General features: G+C 64.8%; 21 protein-coding genes. 5 read left to right on the top strand and 16 right to left on the bottom strand.

The window, feature by feature from the left end; genetic code table 11:
* Nucleotides 1–207: 207 nt before the first annotated feature.
* Nucleotides 208–1218: a helix-turn-helix transcriptional regulator gene (locus CE453_RS17040; RefSeq protein ID WP_157733078.1), complete on the top strand. Its 1011-nt coding sequence runs from the start codon at nucleotides 208–210 to the stop codon at nucleotides 1216–1218.
* A gap of 95 nt (nucleotides 1219–1313) precedes the next feature.
* On the opposite strand, the gene CE453_RS17035 is transcribed toward CE453_RS17040, so the two are convergent.
* The 8 genes from CE453_RS17035 to CE453_RS17000 all read right to left on the bottom strand — a co-directional run bounded on the left by CE453_RS17035 (nucleotide 1314) and on the right by CE453_RS17000 (nucleotide 7549).
* Entirely contained in the window at nucleotides 1314–2036 is a 723-nt protein-coding gene (locus tag CE453_RS17035; protein WP_472841003.1) for an amino acid ABC transporter ATP-binding protein, read from the bottom strand.
* Nucleotides 2037–2110: 74 nt separating this feature from the next.
* Entirely contained in the window at nucleotides 2111–2755 is a 645-nt protein-coding gene (locus tag CE453_RS17030) for an amino acid ABC transporter permease (protein ID WP_089175659.1), read from the bottom strand.
* Between the two features lie 10 nt (nucleotides 2756–2765).
* Nucleotides 2766–3428: an amino acid ABC transporter permease gene (locus tag CE453_RS17025; RefSeq protein ID WP_089175658.1), complete on the bottom strand. Its 663-nt coding sequence runs from the start codon at nucleotides 3426–3428 to the stop codon at nucleotides 2766–2768.
* 34 nt (nucleotides 3429–3462) lie between these two features.
* Complete coding sequence (locus tag CE453_RS17020; protein ID WP_089175657.1) at nucleotides 3463–4299, bottom strand: aldo/keto reductase; 837 nt, start codon at nucleotides 4297–4299, stop codon at nucleotides 3463–3465.
* Nucleotides 4296–5351, bottom strand: a complete 1056-nt coding sequence (locus CE453_RS17015; protein WP_089175656.1) for a Gfo/Idh/MocA family protein — start codon at nucleotides 5349–5351, stop codon at nucleotides 4296–4298. The genes CE453_RS17020 and CE453_RS17015 overlap by 4 nt, the downstream gene beginning before the upstream one ends.
* Nucleotides 5348–5782, bottom strand: coding sequence for a type II 3-dehydroquinate dehydratase (gene aroQ, locus CE453_RS17010; protein WP_089175655.1), 435 nt, complete (start codon nucleotides 5780–5782; stop codon nucleotides 5348–5350). The genes CE453_RS17015 and aroQ overlap by 4 nt, the downstream gene beginning before the upstream one ends.
* Nucleotides 5783–5873: 91 nt before the next feature.
* Complete coding sequence (locus CE453_RS17005; RefSeq protein WP_089175654.1) at nucleotides 5874–6704, bottom strand: transporter substrate-binding domain-containing protein; 831 nt, start codon at nucleotides 6702–6704, stop codon at nucleotides 5874–5876.
* A 125-nt stretch (nucleotides 6705–6829) separates the two neighbouring features.
* The gene (locus tag CE453_RS17000; protein ID WP_089175653.1) at nucleotides 6830–7549 is read right to left on the bottom strand and encodes a hypothetical protein; all 720 of its coding nucleotides are present in this window, start codon (nucleotides 7547–7549) and stop codon (nucleotides 6830–6832) included.
* 168 nt (nucleotides 7550–7717) lie between these two features.
* Here CE453_RS17000 and CE453_RS16995 point away from each other — a divergent pair, with 168 nt between their 5' ends.
* Genes CE453_RS16995 through CE453_RS16985 form a run of 3 tightly spaced genes read left to right on the top strand, consistent with a single transcriptional unit; the run spans nucleotide 7718 to nucleotide 10066 of the window.
* Complete coding sequence (locus tag CE453_RS16995) at nucleotides 7718–8458, top strand: SDR family NAD(P)-dependent oxidoreductase (protein ID WP_089175652.1); 741 nt, start codon at nucleotides 7718–7720, stop codon at nucleotides 8456–8458.
* Between the two features lie 8 nt (nucleotides 8459–8466).
* Nucleotides 8467–9276 (top strand): sugar phosphate isomerase/epimerase family protein, encoded by an 810-nt coding sequence (locus CE453_RS16990; protein ID WP_089175651.1) that lies wholly within the window; start codon nucleotides 8467–8469, stop codon nucleotides 9274–9276.
* A complete protein-coding gene (locus CE453_RS16985) occupies nucleotides 9218–10066 on the top strand; it encodes a GntR family transcriptional regulator (protein ID WP_089175650.1) in 849 nt (282 codons plus the stop codon). The genes CE453_RS16990 and CE453_RS16985 overlap by 59 nt, the downstream gene beginning before the upstream one ends.
* 90 nt (nucleotides 10067–10156) lie before the next feature.
* On the opposite strand, the gene CE453_RS16980 is transcribed toward CE453_RS16985, so the two are convergent.
* The 7 genes from CE453_RS16980 to CE453_RS16945 form a co-directional block, all read right to left on the bottom strand.
* Nucleotides 10157–11104: a DMT family transporter gene (locus CE453_RS16980; RefSeq protein ID WP_089175649.1), complete on the bottom strand. Its 948-nt coding sequence runs from the start codon at nucleotides 11102–11104 to the stop codon at nucleotides 10157–10159.
* A complete protein-coding gene (locus tag CE453_RS16975) occupies nucleotides 11094–11909 on the bottom strand; it encodes an ABC transporter permease (RefSeq protein ID WP_248307769.1) in 816 nt (271 codons plus the stop codon). Before CE453_RS16975 ends, CE453_RS16980 begins: the two co-directional genes overlap by 11 nt.
* Nucleotides 11910–11951: 42 nt before the next feature.
* On the bottom strand, nucleotides 11952–12917 hold the full coding sequence (locus CE453_RS16970; RefSeq protein WP_089175648.1) for an ABC transporter substrate-binding protein: 966 nt from the start codon (nucleotides 12915–12917) through the stop codon (nucleotides 11952–11954).
* Between the two features lie 100 nt (nucleotides 12918–13017).
* Nucleotides 13018–14010: an ABC transporter substrate-binding protein gene (locus tag CE453_RS16965; RefSeq protein ID WP_089175647.1), complete on the bottom strand. Its 993-nt coding sequence runs from the start codon at nucleotides 14008–14010 to the stop codon at nucleotides 13018–13020.
* Nucleotides 14011–14133: 123 nt separating this feature from the next.
* A complete protein-coding gene (locus tag CE453_RS16960) occupies nucleotides 14134–15012 on the bottom strand; it encodes a LysR family transcriptional regulator (protein WP_472841002.1) in 879 nt (292 codons plus the stop codon).
* A gap of 185 nt (nucleotides 15013–15197) precedes the next feature.
* A complete protein-coding gene (locus CE453_RS16950; protein ID WP_089175645.1) occupies nucleotides 15198–15953 on the bottom strand; it encodes an ABC transporter permease in 756 nt (251 codons plus the stop codon).
* 3 nt (nucleotides 15954–15956) lie between these two features.
* Nucleotides 15957–16808 carry an ABC transporter ATP-binding protein gene (locus CE453_RS16945; RefSeq protein ID WP_089175644.1) on the bottom strand — a complete coding sequence of 284 codons (852 nt, stop codon included), beginning with the start codon at nucleotides 16806–16808 and terminating at the stop codon, nucleotides 15957–15959.
* A gap of 420 nt (nucleotides 16809–17228) precedes the next feature.
* On the opposite strand from CE453_RS16945, the gene CE453_RS16940 reads away from it, so the two are divergent.
* Nucleotides 17229–17666: a MarR family winged helix-turn-helix transcriptional regulator gene (locus CE453_RS16940; protein ID WP_198302128.1), complete on the top strand. Its 438-nt coding sequence runs from the start codon at nucleotides 17229–17231 to the stop codon at nucleotides 17664–17666.
* Here the strand turns inward: CE453_RS16940 and CE453_RS16935 are convergent.
* Nucleotides 17663–19450, bottom strand: coding sequence for a thiamine pyrophosphate-binding protein (locus CE453_RS16935; RefSeq protein WP_089175642.1), 1788 nt, complete (start codon nucleotides 19448–19450; stop codon nucleotides 17663–17665). The genes CE453_RS16940 and CE453_RS16935 overlap by 4 nt on opposite strands.
* Between the last annotated feature and the right edge of the window lie 21 nt (nucleotides 19451–19471).

Genomic DNA, 19471 nt, shown 5'->3' with positions numbered 1-19471 from the left:
CGAGCGGAGGGATACCGCTCCGGGGCTCTCGATTCGAAGTCATGATGTCGTTTCGATCTTAGGTTAGAACTAGAATAATCTAGATTTAACCATCGATATCCGCGGCATGAAGCTCAGAACAAGTTGAATGCCTGCGATCTCTAAAGTTATATTTCAGGTATCATCTTGGACTCGCGCGAACGCGCTATGGGACAAAAGCGAACTCCAATGCACGACAAGGCGGCTGTGGCCGAGATGCCACGGCTTGCGATCACCGAGCCGGCCGAAGCCGAGAGCTTCGCGCCGTTCTGGCTGGTTTCAAGTGAGGCTGCGCCCGAGGAGATCCAGGCGCTGGCGCACAAGGTTTTCGGGCGCGTGCCTGCCGGAGAGGACATCCGCGCCGGGGCGGCCCTGCCGTTTGCTGCGCGCAGCATGCTGACGACACGGCCCGATATCGGGCTGATGTCCTGCTTTTCCCCTGTGACGCCTTGGATCTGGCCAGCGCGCCGGAGCGAGCAGGAGTCACGCTACATTCTCGTCCGCCCCTCGGATGGCCGTTGCGTGATCGAGCAGGCGGGTCGTCGCGTCTCGTTGAGGGCGCGTGATGCCGCGGTCGTCGATCTCGCGGGGGAAACGCGCTTCACCCTGGTCGAACTCGGTCGTATCGACCTGATCGCGCTCGATCCGGCGCGCTTGCCGGCGCTGGCGCAGCTCGCGACCGACGAGCTGATGCTGGCGATCCCGCGCGGCAATCGCGGCCTGCAGGTGCTGGCTCACTACGGTGCCCTGCTCCTGCGCGGCCTGTTCCCGCTCAATTCGATGCCGCTGCGCGACCTCGCCATAGGCCACGTCCATGATCTGGTCGGCGTGATGCTGGCCGATCGCAGCGCACCTCTGGCGGCCGCGACGCCGAGGCGCGGCGGTCGGCTCGCCGCGATCAAGGCCGATATCGAGACCAGGTTGGAACGGCGCGAACTCTCGATCGACCTGATCGCCGGGCTCTACGGAGTGACCCCGCGCGCGATCCAGAAGGCTTTCGGCGCCGAGGGGCGCACCTTCTCGGACTATGTCCTGGAGCGCCGGCTCGAGCGCGCCTGGCTCAAGCTGATGTCGGCGGAGGACGACGCCATCACGATCAGCGGCGTCGCCTTCGAGGTCGGCTTCGGCGATCTGTCCTATTTCAACCGCAGTTTTCGCAAGCGCTTCGGCTGCTCGCCCTCGCAGGTCCTCGCCGGCTAACGTCGGGGAGGTCGCGGACGCTCAGAGCGGATCATTTTCCGGGGCCAGGTACCTCCGAGGGCTTGCAAGGCCACCAAAGCTCCCGGCAACGGCGCTCAGTGATGCGCGAGGATTTCGCCGAGAAAGGCGCGGGAGCGCGCATGCTGCGGGTTCGAGAAGAATGCGGCCGGCGAATTTTCCTCGATGATCTCGCCATCGGCCATGAAGATTACCCGGTCGGCCACCTGGCGGGCGAAGCCCATTTCGTGCGTGACGCAGATCATGGTCATGCCGTCGCGGGCTAGCGACACCATCGTGTCCAGCACTTCTTTGACCATCTCGGGGTCGAGCGCCGAGGTCGGCTCGTCGAACAGCATGGCTTTCGGCTCCATGCACAGTGCGCGGGCGATCGCCACACGCTGCTGCTGACCTCCGGAAAGCTGAGCCGGGTATTTTGCCGCCTGGTCCCCGATGCGGACCCGCTCCAGATACATGCGGGCGGTCTCCTCCGCGTCGGCGCGGGAAAGCTTGCGAACCCGCATGGGGGCCAGGATGCAGTTTTCCAGCACCGTCTTGTGGGGAAACAGGTTGAACTGCTGGAACACCATGCCAACTTCCCGGCGCACGGCATCGACGGCCGCCTGGCTGTCGGTCAGCCGGTGCCCCGCCACCACGATCTCGCCGCTCGCAATCGGCTCGAGATGGTTGATGCAGCGGATCAGCGTCGACTTGCCCGAGCCGGAAGGGCCGCAAAGCACGATCTTCTCGCCCTTGATCACGGAGAGATCGATCCGCTTGAGAGCGTGGAACGGGCCATAGAATTTATCGACCCTCCGCATTTCGATCATCGGTGCGACGGCCTCTCGCGCCGTGCGGCTTGCGGTGGCGTTCGTCTGGGCCATGTCGCTCTCCTTCATCTCGCGGCTCCGGCTGCCATCCGCTGCTCGAGCCTGCGGCCCCAGAGCGAGAGCGGCCAGCACATGACGCAATACAGCGCACCCACCACGCCGAAGACGAGCAGGGGCTTGTAGATCTGATTGGAAACGATGGTGCCGGCCCGGGTCAGCTCGATGAAGCCGACGATCGCCGCGAGCGAGGTTCCCTTGAGCAGCTGCACCAGGAAACCGACCGTCGCCGGCAGCGACAGCTTGAACGCCTGCGGCATCACGACGTCGACCATACGGCTCCAGCCGGGCAGGCCGAGCGCATTGGCGGCTTCGGTCTGGCCGCCCGGCACGGCCTGGATCGCGCCGCGCCAGATCTCGCCGAGGAAGGCCGAGGCATGCGCCGTCAGCGCGATCGAGACGGCGCCCCAAGCTGGAAGGTTGAAGCCGAGCAAAGGCAGGCCGAAATAGGCGACGAAGAGCTGCATCAGCAGCGGAGTGCCCTGGAACACCCCGATCCAGCAGATCATCGGAATCCGCAGCCATGGCGAAGGCGAGACCCTGAGCAGGGCGACGACCATGCCGAACACGATGCCGCCGACGAAGCCGATGGCGGTGAGGAGCAAGGTCCAGAGCAGGCCTTGCAGCAGATAGGTCAGTTCCTGAATGCCCATGTCCTGCCCCTCAGCGCTGCGGATAGCTGAAGGCCCAGCGGCCCAGCGCGGCGAGCAGCCACATCGTCACGAGCGAGATCACCAGATAGATCGTCGTAAGCGTGAAATAGACCTCGAAGCTGCGGAAGGTTTCCGCTTCGATCCGCTGGCCGACCGATGTCAGCTCATAGGCGGAGATCGAGGTGCAGATCGCCGTGGTCAGCGTCAGCAGGATGAACTGGCTGGCGAGCGACGGAAAGATCGCTCGCAGGGCAGGGACGAGCACGATCAGCCGGAAGACTTCGTGCTTGTGCATGCCGAGCGCCAGGCCCGCCTCCGTCTGCCCCTTCGGGATGCTCTCGACTCCGCCGCGGATGATCTCGATCGCATAGGCGCCGCCATTGAGGCCGAGCGCCAGGATCGCCGTGATCGTCGGATTCAGGCGGACACCGGCGAGCGGCAGCGCGAAGAACAGGAAGAAGATCTGCACCAGGAATGGGGTATTGCGCACGATCTCGACGAAGAGCGTGACCAGCAGCGACGGAATCCGCATCTGCATCCGCAGGATGACCACGCCCAGGACACCGACGACCATCGCGATGGCCATGCCGGAAAAGGCCAGGAACAAGGTTCCGAGCGTTCCGAACAGCAGCGATTTCCAGGCGTCTGCCACGACGCTGAAGTCGAGTGTCATCGTTCCTCCCCTGTTTTGGGCGGCAGGTCTCGTCTCAGTCGTCCCAGGCGGGTTCCCAGGCGAAGCTGGAATAGCGCCGACCGCTGGCGAGCCCGTGGATCGCCGCCATGTCTTCCGGCGACAGCTCGAAATCGAAGATGTCGAGATTGGCCCGCATGTTCTCGGGCTTGGACGAGCGCGGGATGGCGCCGACGCCGTCCTGCTGGATGAGCCAGCGCAGCGTCACCTGCCCGGCCGACTTGCCGTATTTCCGGCCGAGCGCCTTGAGCAGGTCATTGTCGAAGACCTTGCCGCGCGCGATCGGTTGGTAGGCGTTCAGCAGCATGCCGGCGCGCCGCATCCGGGCGAGCAGCTTCTCCTGCGACAGGAAGGGATGATACTCGACCTGGTTGCAGAACAGGTCGGCCTTGTGCACCTCCAGCGCCTCGTCGAGCAGCGCGACCGGGAAGTTGCTGACGCCGATCAGCCGCGTCCGCCCCCTCTGCTTTTCCTCGGCATAGGCCGCCAATGTCTCGTCGAGGGGGACATCTTTCGTAGGCCAGTGGACGAGCAGCAGATCGACCTGATCGAGCCCGAGCCGGTCGAGACTTTCATCGACGCGGCGGTGGACGGTGTCCGGCGAGAGGTCGTTGAACCAGATCTTGGTCGTGACGAAGAATTCACCCCGCGCGAGACCCGAAGCGCGGATGGCGCGCCCGACCTCAACCTCGTTGCCATAGCGGATCGCGGTGTCGATCTGGCGGTAGCCGAGATCGATCGCCGTCCGGATCGCCGCCTCGCCGGCTGGGCCGGTCAATTCGAAGGTCCCGAGGCCGAGGGCCGGAATGGTTTCGCCGCGGATCGTCTTTATGGCTGGGGTTGCGCCGCTCATGCCGCTCCTCCTTGCTCGAGCATCTCCGCCAGGGTGACGGTTCGATCTTCGCGGGCGGCGCGATCGACCGCGAGTGTCGCGGCGAGCGTGGCCATGCCGTCTCGGGCCGTGATGAGCGGCTGTTCCTCTCGCCGGACGATCGCAGCGAAATGGGCGAGCTGGGCGACATAGGTCGGCTGGCCGGCGGTCCCCCGATAATGGCGCGCCAAGGGGTGCTGCCAGTGCTCGTCGCTTCGCTCATGGCGCCACAGATACATGTCGGAGACCGACAGAGCCGCCTTGCTGCCCGCCAGGAACAGGCAAGGGCCCGGCTGTGTGGGGTGGTAGAGAGCTTGGCCCGAGCTGTATTCCCAGGCCCAGGGGCTGACGGCGTTGTCGGAGATGATGAAGCTTCCCAAGGCCCCGTTGGTGAAGCGGATGGAAAGGCTAGCCCCGTCTTCCACCGCAAAGCCGCGCGCATGCGAGGTGAAGGCTCGAATGCTGTCGATCTCGCCAACCAGATGACGCAGGATATCGATGTCGTGGATCAGGTTGATGAGCAGCACGCCGCCGCCGGCGCTCTTTCTCCAGGCGACGTCGAAGTAATTGGCCGGTTTGTCGAACAGCGTCATGCCGTTGACGGCGACGATGTCACCGAGCTCTCCAGCCATGATCGCCTGCTTGGCTGCGCGGATGTCCGGGCTATGGCGGCGTTGATGACCCACCAGCACCGGCACGCCGGTGCGTTCACTCGCCTCGACGATCAGGGCAGCGGAGGCGATGCTTTCCGCGACTGGCTTCTCGATCAGGCAGGCGATCCCGCGTTCGATGCAGGCCAGCGCGGCAGGGGCGTGGAGCTGGTTCGGCAGCGCGACGATCGCGCCGTCGGGGCGCAGCTCGTCGAGCATGGCGGCGTAGTCGACGCGGTGGGGTACGGACAGCCGCTCGGCAAGCTGCGCGGCCTCCGGGGAAGGATCGCAGATCGCGGCGATGGATATCTCGGGGTGCGAGGCCATGAGGTCGGCGTGCTCGCGGCCGATGAGGCCGGCACCGAGCAGGGCGATGCGGGTCATCGGGTCATCTCCGCCATGGCTTGCAGCGCCAGCCTGTAACCATAGGCGCCCAGCCCGGCGATCACCGCCGTCGCCGTCTTCGAGACCAGTGAATTATGGTAGATTGCCTCGCGCTGATGGATGTTCGAGATGTGCAACTCGATCTTTGGGCGTTCGAACATCTTGAGAGCGTCCAGAATGGCGATCGAGGTGAAGGTGTAGCCCGCCGGGTTGATGATGATGCCGGCAGCGTCCTTCCGCGCGGCATGGATCGCCTCGATGATCTCGCCCTCGAAATTCGACTGGCGGAAATCGATGGCGAGGCCGAGATCGGCCGCGTCGCTCTCGCACCAGCCACGGATCTCGTCGAGCGTGGTCCGTCCGTAGATCTCCGGTTCGCGCTGGCCGAGCAGGTTGAGGTTCGGCCCGTTCAGGATGAAGATCGTTCGCATCGCGGCTCCGGAGAAGGTGGGCAGCGGACGCGGCCGCAGATATGCGGTCGCGCCTCGTGTTGCGGCATTTTGAAGGGTTGAGTTTGGCCCGTCACTTCACGGAGAAGGGCACGCCCTCGACCGAGGCCGGGAAGGTCGGCAGCGGCTGGGCCAGCCACTTCTGGCTGATCTTCTCGAGCCGGCCGTCGGCCGCGATCTTGTCGATGAACTGGTTGAGCCAGTTGTTGATCTCGGCGTCTCCGAGCTTGGTGCAGATGCCCTGCCATTGCTCGTTGAAGACCAGTTTCTGCTCGAAGTCGTTCCCCGGCGAAGCCTTGTCCAGATTGATCTTGTAGGTGGTGTTGCCACCGATCGCATCGACCTGGCCGGAGACCAGCGCCTGCATGGTGGAACTGTCATCGTCGAAGCGGCGGATGTTCGGAATGTCGCCGAGCAGGGTGGTGATCGCCTTGTCCTGCGCCGCGCCGCGTGGCACGCCGATGCGCAGGTTGCGGGCGTCCTCGATCTTCTCGATCTTGTTCTTCTTGCTGGAGAGCAAGATGATTTTCAGACCGGAATAGGGCTTCGAGAACTGCACGGCCTTGGCGCGATCGGGATACATGCCCATCACCGCCATCTGGACGTCGACCTTGTTGGTCAGCAGGTTCGGGATGCGGGCGGCTACGGCGTTCGGCACGAACTCGACCTTGACGCCAAGCTCCTCGCCGATCAGCCGGCCCACATCGACGTCGTAGCCGATGTTCTGCCCGGTTGCGTCGATCGAGCCCCAGGGGGCCTGCTCGCCCATCACGCCGATGCGGATGACGCCTGCCTTCTTGATCTTGTCGAGAGACTGGGCGTCGGCCTGCGCGGAGGCGCCGAAGAAGCCGATGCTGGCCGCCAAAGCCAGCGCAGCGGCGCGGAATGAAGAAATGCCCAACATGAATCCTCCTCTGTTTGCTGATGATTTGCCGGCTTCTTGGGCCGGCTGGCTGTTATCGGGGGGCTGCCCGATCTCTTGTTGTCGCGTGTAAAGCCCCAGGCCGATGCTTGATGCTCGAGGCCTGCTCAACCTTGATGAGCTTGCGCGTGGTTATGGGCCTGCATGTCTTCGCTGGTGATGCTGAAGGCCGTCTCGTAGACATCGATGACGGGCTCGGTCAGCGCTCCCGTGGCGATGGCCAGCTGCTTCGCTTCGGCCAAGGCTGCTTCGAGGCCGCTGCGGGAGGCGCCTTCGACCAGAAGCACGGCGTCAAAACCCTTCTCCGCCATGGCGCTGCGCAGTTCCGTCTCGCGGGTCCGGACGCCGGAAACCTCGCTGCGGGCGATGCCGAGATGGACACAAGCCACGCCCGGGAGAGCTTGCACGGCCTCGACGAGGCCCTGCGCAGCCTGTCGCAAAACCGCATCGCTATCCGCTTCCGCGAAATCGAAGCGGATAGTCGCCATGCTGCCACCATCGCCGATGCCGGCCGTCGCGACCCTGTCGCAGGCGACGCGCAGGAAATTCTGGAAGCTTGGTGCGACCTCTGCCGTCCACGGCGTCGGATTGTTCAGCCGCGCGAGATAGGCGTCGGAGCGGAACACCTCGACGTCATCGGCCGCATAGATCGTCCCGAAGACATAGCGCGACGCTTTCGGCGCATGCAGGCGCTTGCCCGTGCGAAAACCCGGAATCGATAGCCGCTCCGGCATGTGCTCGCGGGTGTGCCACTCGATATAGCCTTCGTGACCGCCATCGGCGATGTCGTGCCAGATCGCGAGAAAAGCCGACCCATTCAATCCCATCGCATTCCGTCCCTCAGGCTCTCCCTGCCGGCCGATTTGCCATCGGCTGCTTGACAAGGAGATTGTTTCCTCTCCATCTAGCCTACTAGAATGTTAGTATGTTGAGTGAGTCAAGAGCCCGCCACCAAATTGAGGGCTTCGGCCAAGACGGCTCTTCGGGAGGAGCGCATGCAGACAAGTGAAACGCCGCGCGTCGCCATCGTGACGGGCGGGGCAGGAGGGCTGGGTTTCCCGATCGCGGAGCGGCTGGCCGCCAAAGGCCACGGGGTTGCGATCTGGGATCTCGACGGTGCGCGTGCCGACGCCGCGGCTGCGAAGTTGCCCGGTGCCCGCGGCTACGTGGTCGACGTGACGGATGAGAAGGCGGTCGCGGATGCGACGGCCCGCGTGGTGGCCGAGCTTGGCCCCCTCGGCATTCTCGTGACCTGCGCCGGCCATAACGGGCCGCTGGCTCCGTTCGCCGAATATCCGAGCGAGGGCTGGCGCTTCGTCATGTCGCTCAACCTCGATGCCGTCTTCCACTGCTGCCAGGCAGCGGTGCGCGAGATGCTCAAGACCGGCTACGGCCGCATCGTCAACCTGGCCTCGATCGCCGGCAAGGAAGGCAACCCCAACGCTGTCGCTTATTCGGCCTCCAAGGCCGGTGTGATCGGGCTGACCAAGTCGATCGGCAAGGAGCTTGCGACGACCCAGATCCGGGTGAATTGCGTGACGCCGGCAGCAATCGAAACCGAGATGCTCCAGCAGCTCACGCCCGAGTTCAGGGCCTATGTCGTCTCCAAGATCCCGGTGGGGCGTCTTGGTCAGGCGGATGAGGTGGCCGCGCTGGTGAGCTGGCTGGCCTCGGAAGAGTGCTCCTTCTCGACGGGTGCCGTCTTCGACGTTTCGGGCGGCCGCGCGACCTATTGAGGCGGATCATGCACAAGCAGCATCGCCTCTCGCTGGCCTATCTCACCGTTCAGGGCTGCCCGCCGGTCGAGCAGGTCCGCTGCGCTGCGGCGGCGGGTTACGACTCCGCTGGCCTCAGGCTGATTGCGCCCCATGGGCTGGAGCTCGCGCATCCGATCGTCGGCGACAAGGCGCTGATCCGCGAGATCCGTACGACGGCGGCCGATCTCGGAATCTCCTTTCTCGACGGGGAGGTCTTTACCCTCCTGCCCGAGACCGTGATGGAGCCTTGGTTGCCCGTCATCGAGACGGCAGCGGAGTTCGGCATGCCGCTGATGCAGATCACATCCGAGGACCCGGAGCTGTCCCGGGCTTCCGAAAATCTCGGGCGGATTGCCGACATCGCTGACAAGCACGGCATCGCCATCGCGATCGAGTTCATGCGCTGGCGCTCCGCGGCGACGATCGAGAATGCGGGGCGGCTTGCGACGGCGTCCGGGCGCGGCAATGTCGGCATCCTGCTCGACGCGCTGCATCTGTCGCGCTCCGGCGGTGGCCCCGCAGCGGCTGGGGCGCTCAGGGACCAGGTGCTCTATCTGCAGCTCTGCGACGCCCCGGCGATTCAGCCGGTTGACGATGCGTCCTGCATAGCGGAGGCGAGGGGCGCGCGCATGATCCCTGGGGAAGGGGAGTTATGGCTGCGGGATTTGATGGCGGAACTCCCGTCCGATATCGCGATCAGCGTCGAGACCCCCCATCGCGGCGATGCATCGTTGAGCTTTGTGGAAAAGGCGCGCAGGGGCATCGCCGGAACGCGCAATTTCCTCGATTCACTTTAGGCTTGGGCACTTAGTGGCCATCGGCGGAGCCAATCGGGAGCCTCGGCTCTCAGCGACAGGAAGGAGACGTGGCGAGGTGGGTGCAAGACAGCGAGGAGCGTTGACCTTGCGCGTGACCGAGCGACTGCGTCGGGCGATCGTCGATGGCGAGGTTGAACTTGGAGATGCTCTCTCCGAAGACAAGCTCGCCACGAAGCTCGGCGTGAGCCGTAGCCCGGTCCACGAGGCGTTGACCGCCCTGGAGCAGCAGGGGCTGATCGATATCAAGCCGCAGCGTGGCAGCTTCGTCTTCCTGCCGACCAGAGAAGACATCGAAAATCTCTGCGAGTTTCGGCGGATGATCGAGACGGAGGCTCTCCAGCTCGCCATGAAGCGCGGGCGCAACGCGACGCTCGCCGCCCTGAAGGCGGCTGCAGGCGAGATGCACGAAGCGATCCTCGCCGGCGATGATCTTCGCAGTGCCCAGGCGGATACGGCGTTTCACGGCGCGCCGATCGAGAACAGCGGCAACAGCTACCTGATCAATGCCTATCGGCTTGTTTCTGGAAAGGTCGCGGCGCTGCGCTCGCATAGATCCACCGCCTCGATTCGCAGCGAAGCGAATGCGGAGCATTTCGAGATCATCGCCAGGTTGGAGGACGACAATCTGCCGGCGGCGCTTGGTGCGCTCTCGAACCACATTCTGAAGATGGCAAAGCGATACGACATCGAACCGTCGCTGAATCGCGCAACGGCGGGAAGGGCGTCGCGGAGCCCGTCGCTGGAGCATCTCGGCCCCCTCCCGGATTGATGACTGCTGGTTTCCTGCGTCTCGGGTGCGGATTGACGTCCCCACTTCACACCTAAGCATCGACGATGCAGGTGCGATCTCGGTATCGACCTACGATCGAGCCGGGCGCGGCGCGGAAGTGACAAGCCAAATGCCGCCGATGATGATGGCGAAGCCTGCGAGGTGGAACCAGGCGATCGTTTCGCCGAGCACGATGAAGCCGAGCAATGCGCTGCTCGGTGGCAGAAGATGCATGAACATGCCGGTCTTGCTGGGGCCGAGCGTGGCGACCGAACGGTTCCAGAAGATGTAGGCCAGGATCGACGGGAAGACTGCGAGGTAGAGGAGCGCGCCGGCCGACGCCAGCGTCGGCCGGAAGCCGCCGACCGCAATATGTTCCCAGGCGACTGCCGGCAGATGGAACAGGACGCCGAAGAACATGGTGACGCCGAGAAAGGCCATCGGCGGCAGGCTGGGCGGCCGCCGGCGGATCAGCACGGTGTAGAGCGCCCAGCAGCTCATGCCGGCAAAGACCAGCATGTCGCCCTTGTTCGGCGTGAAAGTCTGAAGATTCGCCGGATTTCCTCTGCAGATGACCAAAACCGCCCCGCAGAGCGAGAGGACAATTCCAGCGAGTTGCTGCGGCGTCAGTCTTTCCTTCAGAACGACATAGGCCAGCAGGAAGGTGACGACAGGCAGTAGAGAGTTGATGAGCGCCGCATTCGCGACAGGGGTATGATGCAGCGCCACGTAGACGAAGCAGTTGAATGCTGTCACGCCGACTGCGCCCAGCAGAGCGAGGAAGGGCAGATTGCCGCGAATGCGCGGCCAGCAGCCGGCGATGGTTTGCCAGCAGAACGGGAGCAGGATGAGAAAGGCGAGGGTCCACCGCCAGAATGACATCTGCACCGGCGGAATCGTGTCGCGCATCAATCTGGCGATCAGGAAATTGCCGGACCAGAACAACGGCGGAAGCGTCGCCAGCCAATAGGTCGCGTGCGGGATACTGGCCTCGCGCTCGGTGACCGTCGCAGCCCGGCTGCTGGCCTCAGCGGGCATCTGGGGATCGCGCAGCGGCGGCGCGCAGCTCGGTGTAGCGTCCGAGCACAGCGTTGATGCCGACGGCGAGCAGGAAGACCACGATCAGCAACGCGTACATGCGCGGCATGTCGAAGGTCGCATAAGTCTGGATCACCGCGTAGCCCAACCCCTGATTGGCGAGCTTCGTCTCGGCCAGAAGCGTGCCGATGATGGCGACGCCGAGCCCGATACGCAGGCCGTTAACGATGGGCGCGCGCATCGCTGGCAGGTAGATCTTCAGGATCATCTGGCTGACATTGAGCCGGAAACTCAGGCCGACCCGGATCAGCACGGTATTGATCTCGCGCATCGCGGCGGCGACGCTGATCGCGACCGGAAAGAACGAAGATAGCGCTCCCATCGCAACCTTGGAGCCCGGCCCGACGCCGAACCACATGATCAGCAACGGAAAGAAGATGATCTTTGGCGTGGGACCGAGATAGTGCAGTAGCGGCTCATAGGCGCGCTGCAGGAAGGGGCTGCTGCCGAGCAGGATGCCAACGGCGACCCCGGCGCCGCCCCCGATCAGGATGGCGAGCGCGACCTCGCCGGCGGTGACGCCGAGATTGGCGTAGAACGTCGGCTCGACCAGGAGGTGGGCGAGCGCACGCATGATGAGGAGCAGCGACGGCACGACGTCGCGATAGAGCAGCCCCGAGCGCGCCGTGATCTCCCAGGTCGCCAGGATCGCGACGACGATCGCGATCCGCGTCAGCCGCACGGCTTGCGCCTGATCCATTCTCGCCGAGCGGATGGCCGCAGGCTCAACGGTGGCTGTCGTCATCGCTCCATCCCTCCCGATCGACGAGGCGGTTGCAACGCAAGCTTATTTGCGCGGCGGGATCTGGATCAATTCGCCGAGCTGTTCCTTGGTCAGCGGCTGGGCCGTATATTTCAGCGTCACCGCGTCGGGAACGATTTCGTCCAGGCCGACGATCTTGTCGGGGTCGAGTGCTTCCTTCGGGAAGAAGTCGTCCCGCGTGCGCTTGGCGATGGCCTCCGGAATGCCGACGAAATCAGCATAGGCCTTGATCGCCCCGTCGCTGGAATACATGGCGTCGACGGTCTCGCGATAGGCGGCCATGTAGCGGTCGATCAGCGCCTTCTTGTTCTGCAGGGTGCTGGTGTTGACGATCAGCAGGCGGACCGTCTGGTTCCTGAAGGTCGAGGAATCGTTGCCGGTCGCGACGACGCGAATCTCGCCCTTGTCGAGCTGCGGCAGGCCGAAGGGCGGCGCCGCCCAGCCGACATCGATCTGGCCGGACATTACCTGGGTCAACGTCGGCGCCGGGCCGCCGGTCGCCGTCGCTTTCACCTTCAGGTTGTTCTCCTTGATGAACGCGTTGACCACGCCATGGGTCGACGAGCCGTTGGTCGAATAGGAAACCGTGCGGCCTTCGATGTCCTTCAGCGTCTTCACCGGAGAGTCGCTCTTGACGTACCAGTAAAGATCCTTGGCGCCTGTGGTCTCTGCTCCGATGATGCGGATCGGAGCACCCTTCGAGAAAGCGGAAAGTGCGCCCATGATGCCGCCGGCGACGCCGATGTCGACGCTGTTGGAGAGCACGGCCTGCTGGGTTTCACCGCCTCCTTGCGTGTAGAGCATCTCAAGCTCGAGATTGTGCTTCTTGAAGATGCCGAGCCGCGTGCCGACCTCCGAAATCGAGGTATCCCAGTTGCCGCGCTGGCCGATCGCGAGCTTGAGCTTGTCCTGGGCGGCCGCTCCCTGCGCCGCCGACAGCGCGAGGCCGAGCGCCGCGAGCGTCCACGCGATTGTCCTGAATTTCGTCATCCTGTTCCTCCCGTATCGGCCGGTACGATGCGCCCAGCCTCTGTCGCCTGGCCTTCGCTTCTGCGGCGAAGTGAAAAATGCGGAGATCGTTTCCTCCGTTTCAGATCTTGAACGCTTCCAGCGTGCTGGGGTGAAAGAGATCCTCGACGGCAAGCCGGCGCGAGGACAGCCCCTGACGGTGGTGGGCTTCGAGAAATGCCTCCAGCGTATGGCGGTTGGGGCCGACTCCGTAAGACCAGAAATCCTGCCCCATCAGATTGCGGGCTGCCTGCAACTGCTCTTCGACGAAGGGCAGGGTAATCTTGGTGGCGGATGTATCGGACAATTTGGCGAGAGCGACGGCCTTCGACTGCTCGAACGCCTTGAGCAGCGCGGCCGGCAACCAGGGCTGGGCCTCAGCGATGCTACGACGGACACCGAGCACGTGCATGATCGGGAAGATGCGGGTGCGCCGGTAATAGTCCGAGGCTGCGGTGGTCGGGTCCGGGAAGAGGCGCGCGATCTTGGGATGACCGGCGTCGAAGGCCGGCGGCGAACGCGGGCCGATATAGGCGTCGATCTCGCCGCTCATCAGCATTTCGTTGAGGGAGCGATCCGCCGGCGCCTGCACCACCTCGATGTCGGGGGGAAGCTCCACGCTGATCTTCTCGGCGCGACCGGGCTGCTCCAGCCCGCCGCGAACCCAGGTCACCTCGGAGGGCTTCACGCCATGATCACCCTCGAGGATCGCGCGGATCCAGACACAGGCCGTGAGCTGGTATTCCGGGCATCCGATGCGCTTGCCCCGGAGGTCCTCGGGTCGGTCGATGCCGCGATCGGTCCTGATGAAGATGCCGGTATGACGGAAGGCCCGCGAGAGGAAAGCCGGAACGCCGACATAAGGGTTGTCTCCGCGTGCCGTCTTGAGGGTGAAGCTCGATAGCGAGGCCTCGCAGACGTCGAACTCGGCATGGCGGAACGCCCGGAAGAAGATCTCTTCCGGCACCAGCTTCATGAAAACGGGGTCGACACCGTCGATCTGGACTGCTCCGTCGATCAGCGGGCGGTTGCGATCATAGTCGCCGATGGCGATGGACAGGCGTAGATTGGACACGCATTCCTCCCGGCCGGCGCGAGCGGGCGCGCCATGGTTTTGCGGCAGAGTGCGCCGCGACGGCCGGGGGCACAAAGACTTCCGCGAAATGAGAACAAGACGCGGACCGTATGGGAAGGCTGTTCAGGAGCCGACACGGCGGGCGAGCGTGCCGAGCGATTCGAGCAGGTGCTCGACGAGCGAGGCGAGAAAGCGGTCGACCGCCGGCTGCTCGCGCAAGGCCGGCGCGCTGCTGGGCCGGATCAGATAAAGCGTTCGCTTTGGCGGCATGTCCGAGATGCGCTGCATCGCGAGCTTGCCGGTGCGCAGTTCCTCGATGGCGGTCCCATAGGGCATGATGCTCGCCGCGGCACCGCGCACGACGAGCGCGCGCATGGCCGGAACCGATTGCGCCTCGTAGAGGATCTGCAGCGGCAACGAGAATTTCTCGGCGGCAGCCTTGAGCAAACGTTGCACCGAGTCGCGCTCGCCGGCCTGCACGAGATCGTGGCTCAATGCTTCTGCCAGCGTCACAGTCTCCGGCAGAGGCTCGTCGCCGACCGGCCTGATCAGGACCAGCTCCTCCTCGAATAGCGCCGTCCGTTCGATACCGGGGCGTGGCTCGTCGACGCCATAGGCGAAAGCGGCGTCGAGCTCGCCGCGCTCCATCGCGGCGACGAGGACGTGGCTCAGCTCCTCGACGAGACTGAGCGAGACCGTGGGCATGCCGTTCTTCGCGTCGATCAGCAGGTCGGGGCCGATCTGGAGCATGATGCTGGGCGTCAGGCCCATGGTCAGCATTTCCTGGTCGTTTCCGGCCAGCGCCCGAACGTCGCGCTTGGCGTCCTCGACCTCTTTCAGGATGCGCCGCGCGCGTTCCAGCAGGAGCTCGCCGGCCTGCGTCAGGACGACGCCGCGCGAATGGCGCAGCAGAAGCTCGGTCTGCAGATCCTGCTCGAGCTGCCGGATCTGCAGACCCAGGGCGGGTTGCGCGACATTGAGTTGCTCGGCGGCCTTGGTGATGTTCCCGACTTCGGCGATCCCGACGAAATAGCGGAGCTGGCGGAGATTGATCGCGGCCTCCCGAGCGTTTCTTCTTGAAGCTCATCATGCGGCGCTTCAATCGACGGGACAAGGCGCGGCGCGAACGGCAGGCGGTCCGGACATGATCCATCCGGAGCGGCGTTGCCAAACGGTTTGATTTGCGATCAGCGTCCCGGCCGGAACCAGCGCTCCATGCGCTCGAGCGTCGCAAAAATGACGACGCTGACGAGGATGACGAAGACGATCGTCGCGAAGACGCCGGCAAGATCGTAGCGCTCGGCGAGATCGTTGATGAGCTGGCCTAGTCCGCCGAAATTGATCAGGAACTCGACGCCGATCAGGTTGATCAGCGCGAAGACCAGCCCGAGGCGAACGCCGACGAAGATCGTCGGGATGGCGGCAGGGAACTCGATCTTCCAGAACTGCTGTGCGGGCGTGAGATTATAGCTCAGCCCGACATTGATCAGGCTCTTCCTGACGCCTTTCAGCCCTTCCAGCGTTTTGAGGATGACCGGGGCGAGGCCGGCGACAAAACCCATCGCGACGACGGTGGCGGTGCTGCGCCCGAAGATGACGAGGAAGAGCGGATAGGCCAGCACCACGGGGGCGGCCGCCACCCCTGCGACCCAAGGCTCGGTGGCGAGTGCGAGAACCCGGACCTTGTAGAGCAGCACGCCGAGCGCGACACCGACGACCGCGACGAGAACGCTGGCGGCCAGTGCCTCGCCGCCGGTCATCATCAATCGCTCCAGCAACTGCTCCTCGGCGAAAAGCCGTCCGAAGCTTCCGAACACGGTCGAGGGCAGCGGAATCACGAATGGGTTGAGGATATTGAGCCTCAGCAGGATCTCGACGATGACCAGCGCGAGGACGACCGTCGCGAAACCGACCGCCGGAGGCAGGATTCTGGAGAGCCGCATGGCTCAGCGCCCCCCGCGGCGGGCGCCAGCCTCGGATTCGGCCATGCCGCGCGACGCCTCCTCGCGCAGGTCGTTCCATATCTCGGCGACATGGCGGCCGAAGGCCTCGCTGCCGACGATGTCGTCCGTGCGCGGCCGCGGCAGGCGGATATCGACGACGCGCTTCACCTTGCCTGGGCGGAAGGTCATGATGATGACCCGGTCCGAGAGCTGAACCGCCTCGGTGATGTTGTGCGTGATCAGCAGGGTGGTCTGCTTCAGCTCTTCCTGAATCTTCAGGACCTTGTCGCCGAGCAGCAGGCGGGTCTGCTCGTCGAGCGCGGCAAAGGGCTCGTCCATCAGCAGAATCTTGGGCTCGAACACCAGTGTGCGCGCGATGGCGACGCGCTGGCGCATGCCCCCCGACAGCTCCGCCGGGTAGCGCTGCTCGAAGCCGTTGAGGCCCACCATGTCGATGAAGCGCCGCGCGGTTTCGTAACGCTCGGCCTTGCGCACGCCCTTGACCTCGAGTGGGAAGGCGACGTTGTCCAGCACCGTGCGCCAGGGAAACGTCGATTCTTCCTGGAAGACCATGCCGATCGAGGGATGCGGGCCCGAGATCAGGTCGCCACCGACGCTGACCTTGCCTTCATAGCCACGTACCAGTCCGCCAAGAATGTTGAAGACGGTCGACTTGCCGCATCCGGATGGCCCGATGATCGAGACGAACTCGCCGCGCTCGATCGAGAACGACATGTCATCGACGGCGGTGACGACACCCTCGCGCGTCTGGAAGCGCATCGTCACGCCGTCGATGACCAGATCGGTCTCCCTCATGGTCTCGGCTAGACGCAGCTTGGTCGCCGTAGCGGGCATGGTGCACTCATCCCTTGGCTGGCCATTGCTCATCGCCTCGCCTTTCGCCGGACGGCCTTCGCCGCCGGCTGGCTTGCGGCGCGCAGGCGTCGGGTACGGTCGAGGACCGACGAGGTCGGCGGCATGTCTTCTTCCCTCGCGCAGCCGTCTTGGTTTCGCTTCGCAGCCGACGCGACCACCACGTTAGTGATACGGCCGGGGCAAGGTCCAAGATTATCTTGCTTGGCCAGTCAAACTTTTCGGGATGGGCGCCCGGGCGCTCCAACGCGCTCTACCGAATGTCCGGTTGCGGCCTATACTCCCCCAAAATGACAGCCGGAGATGCGTGCGACCGTGGCGACCAGGGCGAAGGAGAAAAGCGGGATCCCCGGAGCGCCGCGAGAACTGCCGTTCGACAGGAGCGTCGGTTATCAGCTGCGAATGGCGAACCGCGCCACGCAACGCTACCTGCAAAGCAAGATCGAGCTGCACGGCGTCACCACCGGCATGTGGTATTTCCTGCGCGCGCTCTGGCAGGAGGACGGGCTGACGCAGCGCGAACTCTCCCGCCGCATCGGCACGATGGAGCCGACGACGCTGACCGCGCTGGCCGCGATGGAAAAAGCTGGCTTCATCAGCCGCGAACGCGATCCGCAGGACAGGCGAAAGCTGCATGTGCTGCTGACGCCCAAGGGTCGTGCGCTTGAAGCCGAGTTGCTGCCGATGGCGCAGGAGGTAGTCCAGCAGGCGACCTCCGGCTTCTCGCCGGACGATCTCGCCCGGTTCCTCGGTTACCTGGCAGCGGTGCAGCGCAATCTCGCTGAAGTGCCGGGGGTGGAGGGGGCTGCGGGACCGTCCGAAACCACCGCGGAACTCTAGTCTTTCGGCGTTTCGCCCGCGTGGCGAGTCAGGCCCGCCGTCATCGCCGGATTGTATCCGGGAGCGACGCGGGCATCGATCAGAACGGAGCTGCCGGCTTTGGCGGCCTTCACAGCCTCGCCCACCGCTTGGCGCAGATCGTTCACCGTGCGGATCGGGCCGATGCCGACGAGGCCTTGGGCGCGGGCGATGGCGGCGATGTCGATATCGGGCTCGTCGATACGCTGGCCGATCCATTTGTTTTCGACCGGCCGCTGGCGCTGCCTGGCGACGCGTTCCTGATGGATCTCGTCGTTGAAGAAGGAGCGGTTGTTCGAGACGATCGCGACAAAGGGCAGCTTGTAATGCGCGGCTGTCCAGAAGGCAGAGGCTGCCATCATGGTGTCGCCGTCGCCAAGGACCGCTACGGGCAGCCTGCCCGAGCCCTTGAGCGCGAGCGCGGCGCCGATCAACATGCCGGGGCCCGAGCCGATGCCGGCTCCGCCGTCGATGCCGAGATAGTCGAGCGGGTGCCGAAAATGCCAAGACTCGGTTGCCCAGCCAAGTGGCAGGCGAACGAGGGTGACGACCTCATCCTGTAGAGCCTCGCCCATTGCGGCTGCGAGCGAAACCACGTCGAGCGGCTGCTCACCGTCGCAGGCGAGAGCCGGCAGGGCCGGCTGGACGGCTGGCTCCATGCCCGGGTCGACGCCTAACGCGTCAGCGATCAGGTGCATCGCGGCATCCGGATCGGCGGCCAGATGCAGATCGGCCGGGGCGAGCGACTGATGGTCCATGCTCCAGCCATTGTGGAGATGATGGTCGAGCGAGATACTGATCACCCGAGTGGATGGCGAAGCGCCGGCCTGGCGCAAGGAGCCGCCGAGATCGATCCAGTCGAAGGCCAGGATCAGATCGGCCGCGCGGATGGCATCGACCGCCTGCGCGTCGAGAAAGAAGGACGGCTTGGCCGCATGCAGGCGGTGATCCGTCGGGAAGACGGCCGCCGTCTTGATGTCGGTCAGGACGGAGGCGCCGAGTTGCTCGGCCAGGGCGACGCGGCGGGCCCAGTCGCGCTCGGAGCGGGACATGCGGCCAAACAGGATGAGCGGCGCCTTGGCCTGCCGCAGCAGGTTTGCGGCCTCGCCGACCTCCGCGGCCGCCGGCACGCTGGGCGAGGCGGCCGCGAAGCGCTTCGGATCGGGCAGGGGTGGCATCTCGTCGAGCCGCTTTTCCTGCATCGAGACGTCGAGGCAGACATAGGTCGGGGCCTGGGGAGCGCTGCGCGCCAGGTTCGTCGCACGGATCAGTGAGTCGATCGCGGCTGCCACGGAGGCGGGCTGGTCGTCCCATTTCACATAAGGGCGGATCAGGGCGCCCTGGTCCTTCGCCGTATGCAGCCAATCGATCCAGGGGCGGCGCTCGGCGGCGTCGACCGGACCGGTCGCCCCGAGGATCAGCATCGGCACGCGGTCGCACCAGGCGTTGTAGACCGCCATCACGCCATGCATCAGGCCGACATTGCTGTGCAGGACGACGCCCATCGGCTTGCCCGTGACCTTGGCGTAGCCATGGGCGACGGCGACGGCATGTTCCTCATGCAGGCACAGCAACATCTGTGGCTGCTGGTTACCGAGATGGTTGACGAGGCTGTCATGCAGGCCCCGGAAGCTGGAGCCGGGATTCAGCGCCAGATAGGGAATATCGAGGGCTCGCAGCATCTGCGCGACCACATCGCTTCCCCAGATGCCGTTGTCGCTCGACGCGACGGGCACGTCGATTCCGGACAGCGTCATGTCGTTCATGGCGTTTTCCCCGAATGATCT

Origin of the sequence: Bosea sp. AS-1 (assembly GCF_002220095.1) — a bacterium.
Taxonomy (GTDB): Bacteria; Pseudomonadota; Alphaproteobacteria; order Rhizobiales; family Beijerinckiaceae; genus Allobosea.
This window is presented reverse-complemented; position numbering and strand designations above follow the sequence as displayed.

Bases quoted from the DNA above. Each gene is read 5' to 3' on its own strand.
- CE453_RS16995 (WP_089175652.1), top strand. From the start codon at position 7,718: ATGCAGACAAGTGAAACGCCGCGCGTCGCCATCGTGACGGGCGGGGCA.
- CE453_RS16950 (WP_089175645.1), bottom strand. From the start codon at position 15,953: ATGCGGCTCTCCAGAATCCTGCCTCCGGCGGTCGGTTTCGCGACGGTC.
- CE453_RS16940 (WP_198302128.1), top strand. From the start codon at position 17,229: ATGGCGAACCGCGCCACGCAACGCTACCTGCAAAGCAAGATCGAGCTG.
- aroQ (WP_089175655.1), bottom strand. From the start codon at position 5,782: ATGCGAACGATCTTCATCCTGAACGGGCCGAACCTCAACCTGCTCGGC.
- CE453_RS17030 (WP_089175659.1), bottom strand. From the start codon at position 2,755: ATGGGCATTCAGGAACTGACCTATCTGCTGCAAGGCCTGCTCTGGACC.
- CE453_RS16935 (WP_089175642.1), bottom strand. From the start codon at position 19,450: ATGAACGACATGACGCTGTCCGGAATCGACGTGCCCGTCGCGTCGAGC.
- CE453_RS17035 (WP_472841003.1), bottom strand. From the start codon at position 2,036: ATGCGGAGGGTCGATAAATTCTATGGCCCGTTCCACGCTCTCAAGCGG.
- CE453_RS17000 (WP_089175653.1), bottom strand. From the start codon at position 7,549: ATGGGATTGAATGGGTCGGCTTTTCTCGCGATCTGGCACGACATCGCC.
- CE453_RS17020 (WP_089175657.1), bottom strand. From the start codon at position 4,299: ATGAGCGGCGCAACCCCAGCCATAAAGACGATCCGCGGCGAAACCATT.
- CE453_RS16945 (WP_089175644.1), bottom strand. From the start codon at position 16,808: ATGCCCGCTACGGCGACCAAGCTGCGTCTAGCCGAGACCATGAGGGAG.
- CE453_RS17005 (WP_089175654.1), bottom strand. From the start codon at position 6,704: ATGTTGGGCATTTCTTCATTCCGCGCCGCTGCGCTGGCTTTGGCGGCC.
- CE453_RS16970 (WP_089175648.1), bottom strand. From the start codon at position 12,917: ATGACGAAATTCAGGACAATCGCGTGGACGCTCGCGGCGCTCGGCCTC.
- CE453_RS16990 (WP_089175651.1), top strand. From the start codon at position 8,467: ATGCACAAGCAGCATCGCCTCTCGCTGGCCTATCTCACCGTTCAGGGC.
- CE453_RS16975 (WP_248307769.1), bottom strand. From the start codon at position 11,909: ATGACGACAGCCACCGTTGAGCCTGCGGCCATCCGCTCGGCGAGAATG.
- CE453_RS17015 (WP_089175656.1), bottom strand. From the start codon at position 5,351: ATGACCCGCATCGCCCTGCTCGGTGCCGGCCTCATCGGCCGCGAGCAC.
- CE453_RS16980 (WP_089175649.1), bottom strand. From the start codon at position 11,104: ATGCCCGCTGAGGCCAGCAGCCGGGCTGCGACGGTCACCGAGCGCGAG.
- CE453_RS17040 (WP_157733078.1), top strand. From the start codon at position 208: ATGCACGACAAGGCGGCTGTGGCCGAGATGCCACGGCTTGCGATCACC.
- CE453_RS17025 (WP_089175658.1), bottom strand. From the start codon at position 3,428: ATGACACTCGACTTCAGCGTCGTGGCAGACGCCTGGAAATCGCTGCTG.